The 20,942-nt window shown below is 28.1% G+C and carries 17 protein-coding genes; 15 read left to right on the forward strand and 2 right to left on the reverse strand.

Translation table 4 applies throughout. From position 1 onward, the window contains the following. The first annotated feature begins 13 nt into the window (after positions 1-13). From ACXYRQ_RS02500 to dnaJ, 4 genes are read left to right on the forward strand one after another with little or no spacing between them, the layout of a single operon-like run. Entirely contained in the window at positions 14-460 is a 447-nt protein-coding gene (locus ACXYRQ_RS02500; protein ID WP_435128739.1) for an MG284/MPN403 family protein, read from the forward strand. Continuing rightward, a complete protein-coding gene (locus ACXYRQ_RS02505; RefSeq protein ID WP_458614358.1) occupies positions 441-1,514 on the forward strand; it encodes a hypothetical protein in 1,074 nt (357 codons plus the stop codon). Before ACXYRQ_RS02500 ends, ACXYRQ_RS02505 begins: the two co-directional genes overlap by 20 nt. After that, positions 1,498-1,908, forward strand: coding sequence for an MHO_1590 family protein (locus ACXYRQ_RS02510; RefSeq protein ID WP_458597655.1), 411 nt, complete (start codon positions 1,498-1,500; stop codon positions 1,906-1,908). Before ACXYRQ_RS02505 ends, ACXYRQ_RS02510 begins: the two co-directional genes overlap by 17 nt. Positions 1,909-1,959: 51 nt before the next feature. Then, on the forward strand, positions 1,960-3,075 hold the full coding sequence (dnaJ, locus tag ACXYRQ_RS02515) for a molecular chaperone DnaJ (RefSeq protein ID WP_458614357.1): 1,116 nt from the start codon (positions 1,960-1,962) through the stop codon (positions 3,073-3,075). 15 nt (positions 3,076-3,090) lie between these two features. Here dnaJ and ACXYRQ_RS02520 read toward each other — a convergent pair whose 3' ends face one another. Next, positions 3,091-3,900 (reverse strand): HAD hydrolase family protein, encoded by an 810-nt coding sequence (locus ACXYRQ_RS02520; RefSeq protein WP_458614356.1) that lies wholly within the window; start codon positions 3,898-3,900, stop codon positions 3,091-3,093. A gap of 251 nt (positions 3,901-4,151) precedes the next feature. On the opposite strand from ACXYRQ_RS02520, the gene ACXYRQ_RS02525 reads away from it, so the two are divergent. The 11 genes from ACXYRQ_RS02525 to ACXYRQ_RS02575 all read left to right on the forward strand — a co-directional run bounded on the left by ACXYRQ_RS02525 (position 4,152) and on the right by ACXYRQ_RS02575 (position 20,190). Next, complete coding sequence (locus ACXYRQ_RS02525; protein WP_458614711.1) at positions 4,152-6,590, forward strand: putative immunoglobulin-blocking virulence protein; 2,439 nt, start codon at positions 4,152-4,154, stop codon at positions 6,588-6,590. Positions 6,591-6,598: 8 nt separating this feature from the next. Then, entirely contained in the window at positions 6,599-9,346 is a 2,748-nt protein-coding gene (gene mip / locus ACXYRQ_RS02530; RefSeq protein WP_458614712.1) for an Ig-specific serine endopeptidase MIP, read from the forward strand. After that, positions 9,333-10,901, forward strand: coding sequence for an MSC_0624 family F1-like ATPase-associated membrane protein (locus ACXYRQ_RS02535; protein ID WP_458614713.1), 1,569 nt, complete (start codon positions 9,333-9,335; stop codon positions 10,899-10,901). The genes mip and ACXYRQ_RS02535 overlap by 14 nt, the downstream gene beginning before the upstream one ends. After that, on the forward strand, positions 10,891-11,496 hold the full coding sequence (locus ACXYRQ_RS02540; RefSeq protein ID WP_458597649.1) for an MSC_0623 family F1-like ATPase-associated protein: 606 nt from the start codon (positions 10,891-10,893) through the stop codon (positions 11,494-11,496). The genes ACXYRQ_RS02535 and ACXYRQ_RS02540 overlap by 11 nt, the downstream gene beginning before the upstream one ends. Before the next feature lies 1 nt (position 11,497). Beyond that, a complete protein-coding gene (locus ACXYRQ_RS02545; protein WP_458614714.1) occupies positions 11,498-12,421 on the forward strand; it encodes an MSC_0622 family F1-like ATPase gamma subunit in 924 nt (307 codons plus the stop codon). Beyond that, positions 12,414-12,866 (forward strand): MSC_0621 family F1-like ATPase epsilon subunit, encoded by a 453-nt coding sequence (locus ACXYRQ_RS02550; RefSeq protein ID WP_458607600.1) that lies wholly within the window; start codon positions 12,414-12,416, stop codon positions 12,864-12,866. The genes ACXYRQ_RS02545 and ACXYRQ_RS02550 overlap by 8 nt, the downstream gene beginning before the upstream one ends. Then, complete coding sequence (locus ACXYRQ_RS02555; protein WP_458614715.1) at positions 12,859-15,501, forward strand: MSC_0620 family F1-like ATPase-associated subunit; 2,643 nt, start codon at positions 12,859-12,861, stop codon at positions 15,499-15,501. Before ACXYRQ_RS02550 ends, ACXYRQ_RS02555 begins: the two co-directional genes overlap by 8 nt. A 1-nt stretch (position 15,502) precedes the next feature. Beyond that, the gene (locus tag ACXYRQ_RS02560) at positions 15,503-17,020 is read left to right on the forward strand and encodes an MSC_0619 family F1-like ATPase alpha subunit (protein ID WP_458597645.1); all 1,518 of its coding nucleotides are present in this window, start codon (positions 15,503-15,505) and stop codon (positions 17,018-17,020) included. Next, positions 17,020-18,396 carry an MSC_0618 family F1-like ATPase beta subunit gene (locus ACXYRQ_RS02565; protein ID WP_458597644.1) on the forward strand — a complete coding sequence of 459 codons (1,377 nt, stop codon included), beginning with the start codon at positions 17,020-17,022 and terminating at the stop codon, positions 18,394-18,396. Before ACXYRQ_RS02560 ends, ACXYRQ_RS02565 begins: the two co-directional genes overlap by 1 nt. 95 nt (positions 18,397-18,491) lie before the next feature. Beyond that, a complete protein-coding gene (locus ACXYRQ_RS02570; protein WP_458614716.1) occupies positions 18,492-19,319 on the forward strand; it encodes a DNA adenine methylase in 828 nt (275 codons plus the stop codon). A gap of 1 nt (position 19,320) precedes the next feature. Then, positions 19,321-20,190, forward strand: a complete 870-nt coding sequence (locus ACXYRQ_RS02575; RefSeq protein ID WP_458614717.1) for a DpnII family type II restriction endonuclease — start codon at positions 19,321-19,323, stop codon at positions 20,188-20,190. A 28-nt stretch (positions 20,191-20,218) separates the two neighbouring features. Here ACXYRQ_RS02575 and ACXYRQ_RS02580 read toward each other — a convergent pair whose 3' ends face one another. Next, positions 20,219-20,938 (reverse strand): transposase, encoded by a 720-nt coding sequence (locus ACXYRQ_RS02580; protein WP_458614718.1) that lies wholly within the window; start codon positions 20,936-20,938, stop codon positions 20,219-20,221. Positions 20,939-20,942: the final 4 nt, after the last annotated feature.

Genomic DNA, 20,942 nt, shown 5'->3' on the forward strand with positions numbered 1-20,942 from the left:
AAAAAGGAAAACTATGGCAGAAATAAAACCGTACGTAGATGATCAATTTGTATTTAAAATTGACTTAAAAAAAGACACATTATTAAAGAACAAAAACAACTATAATTTTAAACTAAAAATTATGAAATCCTTATTTGATTCATATGAAAAATATTTAGATCATATTCGTAAGAAATTGATTAGGATTCGTTTTAATACCTTAGAGACAGAAGAAAATAGGATTGCTGAATTAAAAAATTTTGAAAGAAAACTAAATGATAAAAATGATATTATTCACACAATTTTAAATTATCTTACACCACGAAATGCTTGGATTATTGAAAAATGCTATTTAGATCGTGCAACTAGGAGTAAAACAACTTGATATGAAGAACACTTTTCTAAAACAACCTTTTATAAGTATAAAAAAGATGCAATTAATCAGTTTGTAGGTTACTTTTATGATTCCTTATTATTATAATTATGATGATGTCCAGCGAAGCAGTGAGTTAATTGTTGAAAATGTTACATATAATATTGAAGATAATCAAGTTGTAAAAACATTTAACAGAAATTTTGAAATAGAAATTATAAGAAATTTAGGTGCAAAGAAAACTGTAATTTTGTTTCGAACTTTAAATGGTGCAAATGCAGTTGAAAATCTTCATAAATACAAAGTGCATATTTTTTATGGTAATAAAGATCACGATATCTTTGATGCAAGTTTGCAAAGATTTGGTTTAATTTATGATTTAACTAATGAGAACAAGCAAATTTCGATAGTTTTAGCAACCGATGATGATAAACCTTTAAGAAAAATCAAAATCCAAGAAAATCATATTAAAAATTATGTTGATAATTTAATCATAAAAGAAAATTTAGCAAAACTTTTAATCCCTTATTCTATTACTTATCGTATTCATAATAAAAAGTTAGAGATTAGCAAAAGGTATTGGAATGTCTTTTTAACTTTTGATGATTTAAATACATCAAAAGGTGTGACAACACCTTTAAAATTATATGTTTATCGCGATAAATCATATGATGAAAAAATAGAAAAATATCTACCAAACTCCACGTCTTTTAATGTAATAAAAAGTAATTATGCAGCAAGTTTTGATAAAGATAAAAAAGAGCAAAAGATAGAATTAGCAGATAAAAAAGTAGCAGGAATTAATAAGATAAGCTACAATTTTGATTTTGTTACATCTGCAAAGGCAGAAGATGCAAAATTGATTCAAAAAATTGATAATTCAGTTGTAGTAAATAAAAACTTTTCAGGTGAGTTGAATTCTAAGTTTTACATTGAAACAAATTATGCAAAGTTTATAATCAACCGCAAACAAAACTTTAAAGCATTGAGCAAACCAAGTAAAGCGAATTCATTAATTATTCAAGAATTGCCGATAAATAATTCAGAAGAATTTAAAAAACAAATTTTTAAATACTCTGTTTTAATTGAGAAACTCTATGACATAAATACTTTTAAACTTAATCAGTGAATTAAAAGAAAGAAAAATGAAGAAGATTTATAAATTCACAATATCTATATTAGTAGGCTTTTCGATTGCAGGAGTTGGTTATGGAATATACACAGTAGTAAATAAAAAAGAAGAAGTTAAAGAAGAGAATACTAATAAAGAAGATACGGTTCCTATTAAAGAGAAAGAGATAGCAACATCTTTTCCAATTCTAGAACCTAGGTATTTTGCTAAATATGTTCAAGAAGACGAGTATGGTAATTATATTTTAGATAAAAAAATAGTTGAAGAAATAATCAAAGATATTATCCGTAGGTTTGCTAAGGAAAAAGGGCAAATTGATTTTAATTATGAACAAATAAATGAAAAAGAAATACTTTTATTATTAAAATATAGTGATAAAAGTGATAGTGAGATTAAAAAGTATCTTATTAAATTAGAAGAATAAAAAATTAAAAAATTAGCAAATAAACAAAAAATGTGCTAAAATTTAAATACTATGAGTACAAAGAGAGATTATTATGAAGTTTTAGGAGTAAGTAAAACAGCAAGCGAGCAAGAGATTAAATCAGCTTATCGTTCGTTAGCTAAAAAATATCACCCAGATAAATCAACTGATGCAGATAGTCATACAAAGATGCAGGAAATAAATGAAGCATATGAAGTGCTTTCAGATTCTAAAAAACGTAGTGCATATGATCAATTTGGACATGCTGGAGCAAATGGACAATATGCAAATGGAGCAAATTATTCGGATTTTGCAAGTAGTTTCGAAGGGTTTGGTGATATTTTTGAATCAATATTTTCAGGTTTTGGTGGTGGTTCTCGCAAAACAAGCAATCAACCACGAAAGGGTCAAGATATCCATGCAACAATGGAAATTACTTTTATGCAATCTTTAATGGGTGAAAATATTAAACAAAAGATGTATAAAAATGAAACATGTTTACATTGCGGTGGAAGTGGAGCTGAAAGTGCATCTGATATCCAAACTTGTTCAACATGTAGAGGTAGTGGTCATGTAACCAAAGTGGCACGTGGTATCTTTGGACAAATGCAACAGCATGTTGTTTGTGGAACTTGTGGTGGAGTTGGTAAAAGAATAGTTAAAAAATGTAGTGTATGTCGTGGTAACAAATATGAAAGACAACTTAAAACTGTTAACTTACAAATCCCACAAGGAATAGATGATGGTAGAGAATTAAGACTCGATGGTTATGGTGAACCAGGAATTAATGGTGGATCATCAGGAGATATGTATATTCAAATACGTATTAAACCACATAAACATTTTAAACGCAAAGATAATGATTTATATTTAAATTATCCAGTATCAGTTTTCGATGTGCTAGCAGAAAGAGATGTTATTATTCCTACACCTTATGGCGATGTAAGTTATACATTAAAAAGAAGTTATGTATCTGGTCAAGAAATTAGAATTCCAGGTAAGGGCGTTAAAAACAAATATGGAGTTGGTAATTTAATTGTTATTTTAAGTTTTATAGTTCCTGATATTTCCAGAAAAGAAGCAAAACTACTTAATGAAGTTCTTGCACAGATTTCAGATACAACTAATTCTGATATTTATAAACAAATTCAAAAGACATTAAAATAGGCAGATAAAATCTGCTTATTTTATAAATTGCTCTATATAACGAGCTAATCCAGATTCAGAACAAGGAAATTTTGTAACTTGATCAGCAATTTCTTTTAATTCAGGAACAGCATTAGCCATAGCAACTAATTTACCAATATGTTCTTTAGCAGATGCATCATTCATTGAATCACCGATATGCATTGCTTCTTTTGGATCAATTCCCCATAATTCACATAATCTTGCCTCTTCTGCACCCTTAGAAATACCTACATTTGTTATTTCGATAATATTGTTACTTCCAGATAATGAAACATTTAATTTTCCATCAAATTTTTCGCTTCATTTTTCAGCTAATCTTAAAATTTTATTTTTTGAAGGACTTCAAATTAATGCTTTAGCAGGTTCGAAATCTTTATTATATTGTGAATATTTTTTTGCTGTTTTTTTACCAAAACCCATTACTAGACGATAAAATCAGTTTTTGGTATATGCATGTTCTCTTGGATTAGAATCATAAACAACAAAGCATTTATTTTTCTTTATTTCATCAAATAATTCATTAGCAATATCTTTTGGAATAACAACTGAATGGACAACTTGTCCATTTATAACTGTTTGAGCACCATTTCAAGCAATATAAGAGCTTGAACCTAAACTTTGAACAATAGCAAGAGTTTTAGGATTAACCCCACGTCCTGTTGAAACTACAATAGGAATAAAATTTTGAACTTTTTTAACTATTTCCTTAGTAAATTCGGTTACTTCTTTTTGTCAAAACTTTTCTCCAGGACCATCAATTGCTGTTCCATCTAAGTCAATAAAAATAATTTTAGGTTTATTCATAAATTAATTATACAAAATTATAATTTACTATAAAATACTGCTATAAAAAAAATTTTATGAATTTCTTTTATAAAATGAAAAAATAATATAATTTTGCATTAGAAAATAAAAGTAAAAACTTTTTAAAGAAAAAAATCTTTTATTTTTAGTAAAAATACTATAATAACAGTATAGAAGACATTTTAAGTAGATATGTATGCATATATTTCATATATATATATATATATACGTGTCAATCGAAGGAGTGTCATATGAGTATAAAATTAAAACGAAAATATTTGATATTAAGTGGTTTAGTAGTTGGTACATCACTTGTTTCAAGTGTCACTGGATCAGTCCTGTATAATTTTTCACCCACCTCATCGTCAGATAATAGTAGCAACCTACCTGAATCAATTAATAAACCAGTTTTAGAAAATATAAATCATACTGATATAACAGCTGGCATTAGTTCAGTTGTTGATTTAAATTTACCTAAACCAAAAGAAAAGGTTAAAAAAATAGATGAACCTACTGTTAAGACAACTAAAAAAGTTGATGAAAACAAAGAAGTGACAAAAACTAAGGAAACAGTTATTTTAAATCAAATTGAAAAACCAAAACCGATAGAAAAACAAGAGTTAAAACAAGTTCCTGAAAAGAAAAAAGATGAACCAAAACCTGAAACAAAACAAGAAATAAAGAAGAGTGAACCTGCTTCAGCGCAAAAAATAAAACAAATCGTTATAACCCCACCAAAAGAAGACGAAAAGAAAGAATTACCAATTGCTCAACCTCCAAAGCAGGAAGTAAAAAAACAAGAAAACTTTAGTCCTAAACAAGAACAATCGAATAAAATATATATTCAAGGTGTACCTGTTGATGCAGATGTTACACAAAATCCAGGAAGAACAATTGCTCAATATGATGTAGAACGTGATATCGCTAATCGAAGACCATATTCACAGGAAATAAATAAGGTTCTAAATAGTATTACAGTTACAGACCAACTGACTAACAGGGTTTTATCTAATGCAGTTGCAGCATTTAAAACCATACATGATAATCCGAATGATACAATAGGGTTTATTAAGCAAATTTTTGATGATAAACAATATAAAACAGAAACTGAACGCGATGCTAATATTCAAAGTTATATTAATCAACAACCATGAGTTTGAGAAAAAAAACGATATCAATACAGTAGATTAATAGATTCACCTAATATCAAGTATTTTTTAAAGAATCCAGCTGATTATGAAAAATTTAAAAATTACCCTGATAAAACAGTTCGTGATTGACTCTTAATAGAAAATATTGACTTTTCTAAATTTACCCAAATAGATCCAAGTGCATATTCGGAATTACAAAAAGGATTTGTTTTAGATCCGAGAGAAATTTATATCACTGAAGATGGAAAAATTAACTCACATGCATTTGGTCAACCAGATGAATTTAACTCAGTTTTAGGTGTACAAACAAGAGATAATGAAACTAGGAGAACCTTTAGGATCTCAGGACCATTTGGCCGTGATGGTGATTCAATTTTAAGTGGTAATTATAAAGACTGAAATAAAACTGATATAAAATATGAAGCAAGATTTGCTAAATATGATATTCAAGGAATAAAAGGTATTAATATTTATAAACTTACAGCAAAGCAAAAAGTTGATGGACAACTTAATGAAGGAACTGTTTTAGAAATTAATATGTTTGATTCTAAAGCATATGCTAAAACAAAAGAACTTTTGGAAGGATTTAAAAAAGATAATATTAATATTACTTCATATCGTTTCTTAAATATGGGTGCAGCATCGGCGAATCAGAAATTTAAAGAAATTTTAGATTTATTACCTCAAAAAATTCCTCAATTAGAATTATTCTTTGATGCATCTGCTGCAAATACATCTGCATTAATAGAGCTAGAATACAAAGAAATCGATGAATTAGGTTTATATACAACCGGAAATGCACTTTCAGAAAAATGATCAATTAACCCGTTAGCTCTTCGTAAAACCGCTTGGGTTAATACACTAGATTATAATGTAAGTAGAGATTATCCAGCGAATTCAAATATAGCTACTAGAATTGTATTTGACTCTCTTGCTTTTGAAGAAAGTGATATAAAAAAGAACACTTCTGATCCATATTCAAGAATTAATGATGGTTTAAGAATGGCATATTGAACTAGAAATAATGAAAAAATATTTGAAGGACAAAGCGGAGGTGGAAACCATCCCGATAACAATGAAAGTGGAAACAGTTATCCGTTAGGTCTTGATTTTTCTAGAGCACCATCAATTCGTTCATTGCATGGTTTAGTATTCTCAGATGTAGTTAAAACATCAAATGCTCCAAGAAAAATTAAAAGATTATTATTATTTAATGATTCAGAATACTTTAACATTTCTTCTAAAGAATTAAATGATGCAGGTTTTGAAAACATCGCTAAAGGAGAACCGGGTCCACCAGATGCAAAAATAATATTTAGTAACAACAATACAACTAAATATGTTTATTTAACCGGTTCAGATCAATTAACATCACGTGGATTAGGTTATTTAAAAGATTTATTTGATTTAGCTAAACAACTTAATAAAACGACCATTTATGTACAACCACAAGCAATAGAGTTAAAAAAACAACTTGAATCAAATGGATATACAGTTGCTGTATATAGTCAACAAGAAGATGATCTTACATTAACTTAGGAGGTTATATGAATAAAATAAAACGATTTAGTATTTTATCTGCATCCTTATTAATTCCAGCAACAATTGCTGTTGCTTGTGGAACCAAAGAGGACAAAAAAGATACTAATGGTTCAGTAACAAAAGGTGGTTCAGTTAGTTCAACCGATTCAGGAGGAGCAAAAAGTTCTTCTGATCAGGATGGAACACGAAGTTCTAATGACCCAGGGAGTTCAAGTTCTTCCGGTGGTTCAGGTGGACAATCTGTTGGTGTGCAAAAACCAGTTAAACCTATATCAAAAGCAGAATTTGCTACAATAGTTAATTCATTAAAACCAGATGACCAATTTGAATTAGTTGCGACAAACACATTAGTTCCTACCACAAAAGAAAATACACTTCCTACAAAAGTTTTTGATAACTTACAAAATTGAAGTATTAAGGTTAAAGATAACTACATAAATAAGTTTAAGGCAGTTTTAACTAATGCAACTTTAGATGGAAATAATCGTGCTAAGGCAAATCAAGAAGGTAAATTAACTATATATGTTGAATTCACCAATCCTACTAATAAAAAAGATACCATTGTGAAAAGTTATGATATCAGTGGATTTAAGCAAGGTATGGAAGAAACTATCCATATCCCTGCTCCAAGTAATGACGAATTCAAAACCTACTTTAATAAAGATTTAAAACAAAGATATGATTATGATAATCAAAAATATACTGATTCATTTGTTAAATATGCATCTGCTGATGGTTCTTGGGAGAGTTTAAGAGGTGGACTTTTCAAAAAAACAAGTGCATCTGAAATAGCAAGTTTTAATCAAAAAGCAGCGTCGGTAGGTGTTTCTGATTATCGTAGCAGTGTTGTTAAAGGTTTTTCTACACCTGTTTATAAATCAGATGGGAGTGTGGATGGATTATATATTAATCAAGAATCACAACCAGCACAACCGAGTTGAGTTGATTCATATGGTAAGAAAGAACCGTTTAAAACAACCGGATTAGCTCGTACACTACCTAATCAAACATATGTTGATATTGCAAAACAAACATATGCAATTAATATTGGGAACTTCTTAGTTTCCGGTGATGAAAATATTCGTAATCAAGTTGCTAAAATACTTGAAAACAAAGAAGATTTAACTGAATTTATAAAAAAATTAAGTGATCCACAAAGAGTTAAATATTACACTGAAAGACTTACTAAAAATCCAGGATCGCAATGAAAAGAATATGTTCGTGATGAAGTTTATAACGAACTTGTTAAAGAAAATAATAATGATTACACAAAAGTTAATAAACTTGTAAATGATTATTTAGAAATTTATAAAGCACCAATGCGCAAGCAACTTGAAGCAGCAAATTTCCCTGCTGATGTAAAGCAAAGAGTTCTAAATGAAATTAATTCATCTGTTGCTTATAATTCATTAATTACCCTACCTATTTTTGCTAAACAACAAGATAATATTGGTGGAACAATGTGAATTATGGATTATCAAATTCCAGATGATGGAAGCTACCCAACTAAGTTTTATTTTGGAACTAATTTACATGTTGCTGATGCGATTAAAGAAGGAAGGTTTGTTGGTTTTGGAATAACCAGAATGAATAAGGATGTTAATCCTGTGTTAAATACCTTAAAATTAGTTGGATTAAATAGTCCTGCAATGTTTAGAACTTTTGGATTTAACAAGGAAGCAATTCGTAGAGTTTTTGATGCACGTGATTTTCTTAAAACGAAACCATCAGATTATTTAGCAGAACCACAAAAAGATTTATATAAAAATGTAGAAGAATTTGCTGATTTTGCAGTAGTAGAAATAGATTTTGAAAAAGTGGATTTATCAAAAGTTTTGATAAATACTAATGAAGCATCCAATGCTGCAGCATTAGCAAAATTGGTTACTAATGATTATAAGGACTTACCAGATGATAAAAAAGTTAAATTCTTACCTAATTCGTATTTAAAAGATTATCAAAAGATTAATGTCCCCTTAGCAGTTAAGAAAAACGAAGAAAATTCATTAAATAAATACGATCAATTATTTATTCTAGGTTTCCCGTTAGCTGATTCAGGTAGTTGAAGAGATTTTTATCTAAAAAGATATATTGATGATGACCAAATTAATGTAGCAAAATATTATCGGACCTTATGAATTAATTCTGATCCTGATTTTTATGACTATAAGGTAGGAGAAAACGATTCAGATCAAAAAACCCAAGAACGACTTGCTCGTGGGAACCGTTTATCATATGATTTAGCATATCGGACCTTTATTGATAAACCCGGCCTTACTGATGCTTTCTTATCTGCACCTGTTTTATCTCACGGTAAAAGTCCGTTACAAAACCTATATACATCTGATGATAATAAGCAATATATTAACTTTGGTTTAGAATATATGCCACGTTGATATGCTCCAGGTGGTGGTGCATCTGGTTCGTCGGTTCGAAACCAAAAAAACGAGTTAGTTGGAATTTATCATTATTCTAATCCAACAGCAAGAACCGGTTTAGCAGCAGCATTTAGATCCGAAGGATACAGTTATAATGGATTATATGGAAGCTATAATTTACCACAATATGATTTAATTTATGGTGGTGGAAAAGATCAAAAGAATTCATATCGTGAAGCAATGTCTAAGTTAAATATCGGTAAAACTAACTTATTTCCAAATGGATTTGCAAGCGAAAACATCCCAGAACAATTTAAATTTACTAATAATCTATTAACATATCAAAATACCAAGGAAAATAATGAACAAAATTAATAAAGTCATAATCAATCAAAAAATTTATAATGATTATAGCAATCAACTTAATTCTAAATCACAGAGTTGATGAAGCACTATTTATAAATATATTTTAGTTTCTTTCTTTGTAATTTCGGTGTTAGTTGTTGTCAACTTGCTAGATAAATCTATTTTCCTTACATCATTACTTAGTCAATCTGCTTCGGATAAACCATATTCAGATTTATTTAACTTTAATTCAGTAATTTCAAGGCAAGATAATGCTGTAATAATGCTGCGCTTTAGTCCACTTGTATTTGTGTTCTTTTATTCAGTGTTTAAAAACTTCAAATCAATAGAACAACAAAAAGAACGTATTGCAACTTATTTAATTTTCTATTTACTATATTTTACTTTATCACTTATATCATTGTTTTCACTCTTTTTTGCATTAACCAAAGATACCACAACAATCGCTCATGATGTATTTAGTTTGTATTATTTATTAATTCCGCTATTTTTAATTAATGTTGCGTATGAAATATATACTTATATTTATAAACGTAAATCAGAACCACTTTTATATGCTTCAATATGACCTTTGGTAATTCAAATAGTTTCACATACTATCTTGTTATTATTTACCTTAATTAATATGTTTTTATGAGATGCAAATGCTTATTTTCCTGAACCTACACAAGAAAATCCAGATACCATTAGAGCAACAGTCCCAGGTAACGAATTAATAAAAGGTTCAGAATACTTATTATTTTCAAGCAAAAACTCTTATTGAGCAGCTGTTGATGCATTATTTAATGTTAAAGCTGCTAAAAACCTAGTAATCATTATTTTATTATTTATCTTAGTTGGTTTATCTATTTTAGGAGCAAACATCAAAAAAGTGCTTCGTTATAGTGAAAATGAAATTTCTGATAATGCTTCTAAAGATAAATTTGTTTTATATTTTGCTATTATAGGTGTTTTATTGTTATTAGTTATTAAAACAATGACTATCAATTTGCGAAATCGTCTTACCTTATTAGATGGTGGTGATTCATATAATTATTTATACATTTTATTCATAGTAATTGGATTCTTAATTACTACAGGATATTTTGTTGGGATTGAATTTTTCTTTAGAAAAAATAAAAATACAGCATTATTTACCATTTATATGTCCTTAACACAAGGATTGTTATGAATGCTATTAACAGTTTCAATCTTTGTTATATCTAGCCCAAGCGATTATGTATATAATGTCTTTGCGATAACTATCTTCTCTGCAGCAATTTATATTCATTATATTGTTCGTCATAAAAATATAAATCGATTATCAATTTTTGCAATTCTTAGTTCCTTATTTTTACATAGCTCATTAATCTTTATCTATGCTTTAAATCACTTGTTAGTTGCTCAAGATAACTTTATGTTGATATCAGCACCTACCCCAATTTCCTTACTTAAAATACTTACCATTATTAATTTAATTGTTGTCGGATTGTTCTTTATCTCAATTCTTATTTACACTTATGTTTGATTACATAAAATTAATTTTGCATCTAAAAATAAAGGAGTAATTACTCATGAAAAATAAAACTATACTAGTTGAAACACCTGAACTTTTAGAGGTTTATAACTCATATAACCAACTTGTTTCAGAATCAAAATTCGTCAGTTACAAACAATTCTTTGCTTCTGTTTTGTTAAAACTTAATTCAAGTTTTAATTCAAAGGAATTTGAAAACTTTGAGGAACAAGTTAAAAAGGCATTTAAAAATAAATATGATTTACTTTTTCAAAAATTTGTAATTACTTTTAATTTAAATCCAAAATTTAGTCTTAACAAACTAGTTCCGATGTTAGCTAAATATGAATCATCTAATAATCAAGCAATAAGTTTTAAAACACAATCTTTTGATTTGGTTGTTAACCCAGATGAAAATATAGATGAATTAAATTTAGAAATTGCTAAATATCAAAAAGTTGACGGAGAGGTTTATCTAACTGAAAATCCTAACCAAAATGAAGACAAATTTGAAATTTTATTAAATGAAATTAATTTATCTTTATTAAGGTTGCTACTAGGTGGTTATGTTGTTGAAATTCTACCTAACATAGTTTTATTTATTTCAAAATATACCAATGCTTTAAAACTTTTCTTTAATAATAATATTTTAAAAGAAGAATAAAATGCATTTAAAAGATATCATTCAGAAAAAACAAAACTTTGAAAATATTAAAATCAAAGTTAATAATGATAAAAATATTTTATTAATAACAATTGTTAAACTAACACGAAAACTTGCTTTTTATGTTGATAATGCTTTATTAAATGTGCAGTTAATTCAAGCACTTAAAAATAAATATAACATCAAAAACAGTTTTATTGAAGATATTTCATTTGTTAAAAATAATAGTTTTTTAAGAAATCTAAAAAAATCATTTATTAAAGAAAAAGAACTGTATATTTATTTAACTGAAGAACAAAAATATGGAACCGATTCATATACTCGTTATGAAAAAACAATTTTAAATAAAATTAAAGGTAAAAATGTTGATTTTATTACTATCGGAAACCGTGCATTAAATTTTGCTAAAAGCAATAATTTAAATGTAATTAAAACATTTAAAAGTTCTGCAGAAAAAAACCTCACAAGAACATTAGCACAACTAACCAAGATTTTATATTTAGATAGTGAATATAAAAATGTGCATCTAGTTATTAACTCAAATAAAAACTATAAAGAACCTTTTACATTGCTTCCGATGTCAAATTTTGATGTTGGTAAATTACTTAACATCCATCCAGAAAATGAGTTTGATAAGGTTATTAAAGATTATAAAATTTATCCAAACATTGAAAGTTTTATTGATAATCAAATTACCATTTTCATTGAAAACGCCATTAACTCATTAATTATCGAATCATCGTTTTATAATGCTAAAAATGCTTTAGTTGCTGCTAATAAAAAAGTAAAACAACTCGATGAAGAACTTCTTAAAGTTACTAAACAGATCCATCGCATTAAACAAGAAAAACAAATAGAAGAAATTGTTTTATTAACTAAGAAAAAACAAACTATTTTTGAAGAAGGTCGAAATGAGTATGAGTAAACCTATTGAAATGATTTTCTTGGATAATAAGAAATTAAGAATTAAAAATTATGATTTATATATTAATCATTATCAAGAAAATACTTGAATTAAAGTTTCTGATAACTCTATCGGTGCATATCCAAGAATGTTAATTAAATTAGTTAATCCACAAAACAAAAACACTTTCTTTATGTTTTTAAAGAATGTTAATATAGTTTCAAAACCTGATAAAACCTTAGTAAATTCATTTTCTAATATCCATTTTTTCAAAGTTGCTGCAACAAAGCAAAAATACAAAAAAGAACTTGATCCACTTAAATATCAAATATCTCGTTTAAAAACCTTGCGATTTGTCGGTTTAAGCATTGATGAAACCATCTTATTAGATGACTTGAAAAATGATTTATATGAATTAGAATTAAAGCAGTTGTTGAATTTAACAGAAAGGGAAACATATGAGTAAAAAATGAAAAAAAATTCTTAATGTTCTTTCGTTAGCAACTACCACAATGACACCTATAATTTCGTTTTCTACACAAAACAAAGCAAAGTTAGATATTAAGCAAACAGATGGTGAAGAAAATCCAAGTACTCCAGATAATCCTGGGACACCTAGCGATCCAAATAATCCACCAGAGGATCCTCGCAATCCAAAGCAAAATAAACCTAGAGATATATCGCCTGATTTTGATACATTTAGAACAGAAGCAGATGATAAGTTTCATTCAGACTTAAAACCTTTTTTAGATAATCTTATTCAATATTTACAGAACGAAAGAGATAAAGAACAAAAAGTTGCTGATTCTGCTGTAAATCCATCTTCAACAACACCTGAAACAAAACCTGGTGGAAATACCCAAAATCCAGGGGATCAAGGAAGTAATGAACAACCATCAAATCCAGGCAGTCAGGGTGGTCAACAACAACCATCCAATCCTGGGGAAGAACCAGGAAAAGGTAGTGAAGAACAAAAACCAAAAGATGATTATCGTGGAAATCGAAGTAAAATAACTTACTTAGATAAGTTAATTAAATTCTTTAGTGATCATAAAGATGATATTGCTGCTAACCCTGAAAAATACGGAATGAATGCAATCTTTCCAAAGGTAATATCTCGGGATAAATATTATGATTATGCAACCGTTAAGTTCAATGGTAAGGATTATACAAATATAAAAGTCGGTAAAAGTGATCCGACAAACTATGAGAAGGCTATTGAAGGTAATGATCAAAATGAAATTAATATTGATGAAAAACGTAAAGATCAAAAAAATACCATTAATAAAACTGAACTCGATACAGCTTTAAATAAGTATATCAATAAGTTAAAAGATAAGATTTCAGAAATCTTTATGAATCCTGATGATATCACTAAAATCGGTAAGAATGTTGAAGTTGTATATGATCCTAAAACCGATTCATATACTGTTACACCACCTAAAGGATTTAAAACTTGAGATGAATACTTTATAAATAAGATCAAACCAAGATATACAGCATTTGACTTAGAAGCTAACAAAGATATTGAGATAGAACCTAAGCAACAGCCCCCACAAAACAATCAAGTCACTCCACCTGATTCAGCTGCACCGAATACAAATCCGAATTTACCTGAACAACCCAATGATGCATTAAATCCTCCGATAAATCCTCAAGAATTAATTTTGCAACTACCACCATTATTTCCGAATATCAGTTATAAACTTTATAACCCTGTTGATCAAAATCTGCCTATCGCAAGAAATGATGGAGAAGATTTGGGAGATTATTTATATAGGGTTTTCAATGACCAAAATGTTTCACAAGAAGTAAAAGATAGTTTATTCTTCTTTGATAATCCGATTAACATTCGTTATAGATATCGAGTTGTAAAACTTGAAAAACCTACCGATAATGCTAGAAATTCATTAATACCTACTATTGAAATTCAGGACTTACTAGATCCTAAGTTAAAACGTGAATATCAAGTTGCACAAGTTGATTCGGATGCAAATAAAACAGATGCTGATAAAGATGCTCCAAGTTCTACAAAATATAAATACCTTGATACCACTGATGATGAAACTCACAAGAGATTCAATTTCTTATATCAAGGTGAAATAAAAGCACTAAAAGAAAAATTCGAAGATTTATATAAAGCAGTAGGTATTGAATACGAAGATACAGTTAAAGACGGTGACAATGAAGTAACTAAAACATTCTATTTAGACTATGATAAATTAAATTTCTTAAAAGATGTTAGAACAGCAATTTTTAGTATGGTAGTTTACGGGGTGCAATTTACAGCAACCGAAAAACCATTCAACATCCAACGTGAAACATTGTTAAATGATCCAAAATTTACAGTTATAAATACTCCAGATTATGACAAAGTAAATGCACAATCAATAAAAACTTCTTCTGAAGCAGTTATGGGATTTTTATTTAGAAATCTTAAAGGTTCATCAGTTGAGTCAAAAAGATATAATGGTCCATATTTTTCTCACCTTGCACAAGCATATAAAGATGAATTAACTTTTATTCTTCTTGCTTTAAAAAATAATGAAGTAAGAAAAACAGTGGAAGAAAATATTAAACAAATTAAAGCGAATACCAAAGTATTTAACGACTTTATTAAACAGACAGAAGTTAACATTAACAAATTATTACAATATTCACAATCACAACAACCTACATTTAATATTATAACTTGATATGATAATTATGTTAATTTAGTAAAAGAAATTGGTCCTGGTATGTTAGCACTTAAACAGTTAATTATTGCTAATAAACTACCGCCTACACCACCCGAAGAAGATCAAAGTGATGCAGATAAAGAAAGTCAAAAAACAATTGATTCATATCAACAACACTATCAATTAATTGATAGTCAATTACAAAAGTTTAAACAAACTGATAATAATCTGTTAACAATTTTAGGAATATTATTTTTAGCCACAGGAAGCATTTTAGTTGCATTGAATTCTGTTGAAGCTATTATTAATAGACTTAAAAGAAATAATCAACTTAAAACTATTTACATTATCGCAATCGTAGCAATTATTCTATTCCTAGCTATCGGTTCAGTATTTTTAGGAATAGGATTGAAAGGAATTTAATATGAATAACCCAAAAATTACATCAATTTTTGATTACATAGTTGAAGTATCTGGTGAATTCCCTTATAAACAGAGACAGTTTTATCACCTTAAGGAAAATCCTAAGATAAAACTTATGTTAATCAATGCAAGCAAAACCCGTGCCTTTTTGATTGCTAATACCAAAAATGCACAATTACGGATTAATTCAGAAGTTGTTTTAGAAAACGATGAAGCAAGAATTGATACTTTTCAAAATTATTTTGGTAAGGTTATTGACATCGAAGGGAATGTGATTTTACCAACTGCAGAAAACACATATAAACCTACTCCACTCGGAGCAAAAATCTTTGAACTAGCACATGATTTAACCACCGTCAAAACCTTAAACGAACAATTATTTACCGGTATTGTAGCAATCGATTTATTAATCCCAATTGGTAAAGGACAACGTGAATTAATCATTGGAGATCGTCAAACCGGAAAAACTCATATTGCGTTAAATGCGATTATTAACCAAGCTCGCAACGGGGTAAAATGTGTTTATGTAGCAATCGGACAAAAACGCGAAGCGATTACCAGAATTTATAATACCTTAGCAGAATATGATGCTTTAGAAAATACTATAATAATTGATGCACCATCAACAAGTGCATATGAACAATATTTAGCACCATATATCGGTATGGCACATGCTGAAAATATTTCTTATGAAGATGATGTATTAATTGTTTTTGATGATTTAACCAAGCATGCTAATATTATCCGTGAAATTGCTTTATTAACAGATCGACCAGTAGGAAAAGAAGCGATGCCTGGAGATACATTCTTTTCACATTCACAACTACTCGAAAGAGCTGGTTCGTTTGTAGGTCGTAAAACTATTACAGCATTACCAATTCTGCAAACTGTTGATGGTGATATTACATCGTTAATTGCTTCAAATATTATCTCAATTACCGATGGACAAGTTGTTACAAGTGCTGATTTATTCTCACAAGGGGTATTACCAGCAATAAACATTAACTTATCAGTATCCAGAACTGGTTCAAGTGTGCAAAGTAGACTTGTTACTAAGGTTGCTGCTGAAATTGGTAAAGCATATAAAGAATATAAACGTCATTTAAAGCTTGCGATGCTAGATTATGATTTTAATAAAGAAACTTCGTTATTAATTTATAAAGGAAAAATGATTGATAAGATGTTTACCCAAAGAGGATTTTCGTTACATACCCAAGATCTTATTTTGTTCTCATCAAAGTTAATCAGTTGAACTATTTTAAAAGGTGTTAAAGATGAACAAAAAGCAATCGCTTTTATTGATAAATTAATTCAAGTTGATGAGCAAGCGCGTAATTCATATAATACTGTAATGAGTGGTGAAAACTACGATGATAATTTACATAAATCATTTTTTGCTAATGCATTGAAACAATATTCAGATACATATAATTTAAATTGAGAAATTGAAACAGATGATTTATTCAAAATCCAACCTGCGATATTAGAACAAGTTGCTAGAGAATTAGGAGATAGATAATGCCAGGAAAAATTATTAATTTATTTTCAGATGTCATAGAAGTAGAATTTGATAAAGACAATCTTCCAAAAGTAAATCAACTGCTTACTTTACATGATGGAAAAACCTATCTGCTAGTAAAAAGAGTACTAAATGATACTACTATTCGTGCTATTATAATTTATAACTCACAAGAAATATCGATCGATGATGCTGTAATTAATACTAAACAAAGTTTTATGGTTCCAGTTGGATTGCAATCATTAAATAACATTTATTCATTCCGTGGACAACCTTTATTAGATCGTGATACCCATCCAAAATACATTGAAATGGATTCAACAATTAATCCAAATCGTTATTTACATAATGAAATTGAACTTGTTGAAACAGGAATTAAAGCAATTGACTTCTTTATCCCGATTATCAAAGGATATAAATTAGGTATTTTTGGAGGTGCAGGAGTTGGTAAAACTGTGTTAATGAAAGAAATTATCTTTAATGTTAACAAAAACAGTGCTAATACATCAAATGTTTTCATCGGTTCGGGAGAACGTTCTCGTGAAGCCATCGAATTATTTAATGAACTTGAAAGTTCAAACTTAATGGATCGTTCTGCAATGTATATTTCAAAAATGAACGAATCACCAGGTGCTCGTATGTCAATTGTTCCAATCGGGGTAACTGCTACAGAATACTTAAGAGATGTTGAACATCAGGATGTGTTGTTATTTATCGATAATATTTACCGTTTTTTACAAGCCGAAAATGAAACTAGTGCAACCTTAGGTAAAAAACCATCAGTTGGTGGATACCAATCAACCTTAGAATCAGATGTTGCTAATATCCAAGATCGTTTATATAAAAACGAAAATGGTTCAATCACATCATTTCAAACAATGTTCCTACCTATGGATGATTTATCTGATCCATCAGCAGTTGCTGTATTTAACCACCTTGATGGAAGTTTAGTGCTTTCACGTGTGCAATCAGCCAAAAATATTTTCCCTGCTTTTGACCCACTCGCTTCACAATCTAACTCAGTTGATGAAAAATTACTTGGTAAAAAACATTTTGATGCAATTATAGAAACCAAAAGAATTTTGAAAGCATATAAAGACTTAGAAGATGTTATTTTAATTCTTGGTTTTGATGAACTAGATGAAGAATCTAAGACAATTGTTAAAAAAGCCTTACAACTTGAAAACTTCTTTACCCAAAATTTCTTTATGACTGAACACTTTACTAAAGCACCTGGTCAATATGTTTCCTTAGAAGATACTGTCGATAGTGTAATTCGGATTTTAGAAGGTAAATACATCAAACAAAGTCCAGAAATATTCCAATATGTAGGTTCAAATCTACAAATTCCAACAGATGAAGAATTAGGATTGTAATAATTTAAAAACATCTCACTGGAGATGTTTTTACATCACATCATAAATTTTTGAAATTTAAAATGTGATGTGAGTAAATATAATAAAATTAAATTATGGATTCTCAAAAAATATCGCCTTTTGTTAAATGAGCAGGTGGAAAAAGACAAATATTAAATAAAATAAAGCAAAAACTACCAAAAAATATAAATCGTTATTTTGAACCCTTTGTAGGTGGTGGAGCTGTATTATTTACAATTGAAGCAAAAGAATATTTTATCAATGATATTAATACTGCATTAATTAATGTTTATAAAAACATCAAAGATAATTACAAGTTATTTATTAATGAATTAAGCAAATATGATCAAAAATATACCAGTAAAGAAGATTATTATTACATAAGAGCAAAATATAACCAGAAATTGCTTAAAAATGAATATGATATGCAACTTGCAGCTATGTTTGTATATATAAACAAACGCTGCTTTAACGGCTTATATAGGGTTAATTCTAAAGGAGAATTTAATGTTCCGTTCAATGGAAATCAAAACCACCCATCTTTTAGCGAAGAAAACATTAAAAATGTTTCATTATTTTTAAATCGAAAGATAAAAATAATGAATCATGATTTTGCAGAAGTATTAAATGAAGCAAAAAAGGGAGATTTTATTTTTATTGATAGTCCTTATGATGTAGTAGGCGATGCAATATTTGTAGCATATAATAAAACAGGATTCACCAAAGATGATCATATTCGACTTTCAGAAGAAGTTAAAAAATTAGATAAAAAAGGATGTCTGTTTATGATTACAAATCATAATACACCCTTAATAAATCAGTTATATAAAGGATTTAACAAAGAGGTAATAGTTGTTAAAAGAATGATAAACAGGGATAAAAACAAAAGAACAGGGGAAGAAATTATTATTACTAATTATTAATATGACTAATATTGAAGAGTTTAAAAGCAGTTTGTTAGTGACTAACAGAAATTTTTTATTTTTTACAAATTGAGATAACGTTTTGAGAATAGATAAGTATAAGGATTTGTTAGAAAAAATGGAAGTTTTAGTTCAAAACCCTAATTTTGATGAAGTTTTTAAGCAACTTTTAAATAATAATTCAAACATTCTTTCAGTTTTTCCTCTTTTATTAGCATTAAGTAAAAATGAAAGAGAACAACTTTCTAAAAACAAGACTTTTAAAATTATAGATGATTTAGATTTTATAAAAGAATATAGTTTTAATGAAAAGATAACATTAACAGACAGTAAAATAGACGAATTCCTTGAATTGTTTAACAAAACAGGATTAAAAAATCTTTTTGTAAATATACTTAGATTTTCTGTTTTTGACTATGTTACAGGTATTTTAGTCGGTTTAGATTCTAATGGTAGAAAAAATAGAAGTGGAAATTGATTTGAAGCAAGATGTTATCAACAACTAAAAAAGATATGTTTAAAATATAATATTCATTTGTTTTCACAGCAGAATTTTAAAAAGATAAATAGCATAAAATCTTTACATAAAATAGGTGATTTTATGCTCATTAAAAATGAAAAAATTTTAAATATTGAAGTTAATTTCTTCTTAAATTCTGGTTCCAAACCAATTGAGATTATAGATAGTTATATAAACAGAAAAAATGAATTAGTTAGCAAAGGAGTAAATTTTATCTTGATAACAGATGGGCCATTTTGAAAGAATCAAGATAATTTGCTTAATAAGATGAACGGAAAAATAGAATTCTTTAATTTTAGTCAAACCCTTTCACAGAATTTTAAAAACACTTTATTAAAGATGTTAGAATAATAAACTACCTAGGTAGTTAGGTAGTTTATTATTCTAAATTATTATGGACAACAACTTTTCCAAAGATATTTACAGCTTCATTATTGAATCTATGATTATTGCTGTAAATATGTTTAATTCTTTGTAAACCTCGTTGTTTTAAGTCGTTTAGTACTACTGTTCAGTAGTTTTCGTTTTTATCATCATTTAATCAAATACATATAATCTGATGATTATTAGAGTTCTCAGTAATTAAATAGTAATATTCATTAAATTTATCATCAAAGTCATTTTTGATATTTATTTTATTTAAATAAAGCGAATCACAAACTTTTTCTATTGGTGTTTGCATAAAATCGCAGGCATTGTTTATAACAGCATGAGCAAAATTATTTTGAATTTCCTTGTCATAACTAGACATAATATTAGATAAATATTCTATTTTATCAGAACTCTTTACATTGTGTGCATATGAATAGAAAATATTAGGTAAAAAAGCAGGACTTTCGCGATTATATTTTTGGATAAAAACTGAAACAAACCTAGTTGTTCTTAGTCTAGGATGATAAATTTTTATTTTACCTATTTGTGTATTCAAGGTACGCTCGTAAAAACCATTTTTGGAATTAATATTTTTTGATACCTGGATTTTCCGATTATTTTTAATATAACTATATAACTCGCTTCTTAAAATATAATCTATAAAGAATTGCATTTGTTGCTTTAGAATATCAAGTTGTTGTTCTTGTGTTAAGATTGGTTTTTTCATAGTT

Source organism: Mycoplasma sp. 394 (assembly GCF_054353895.1).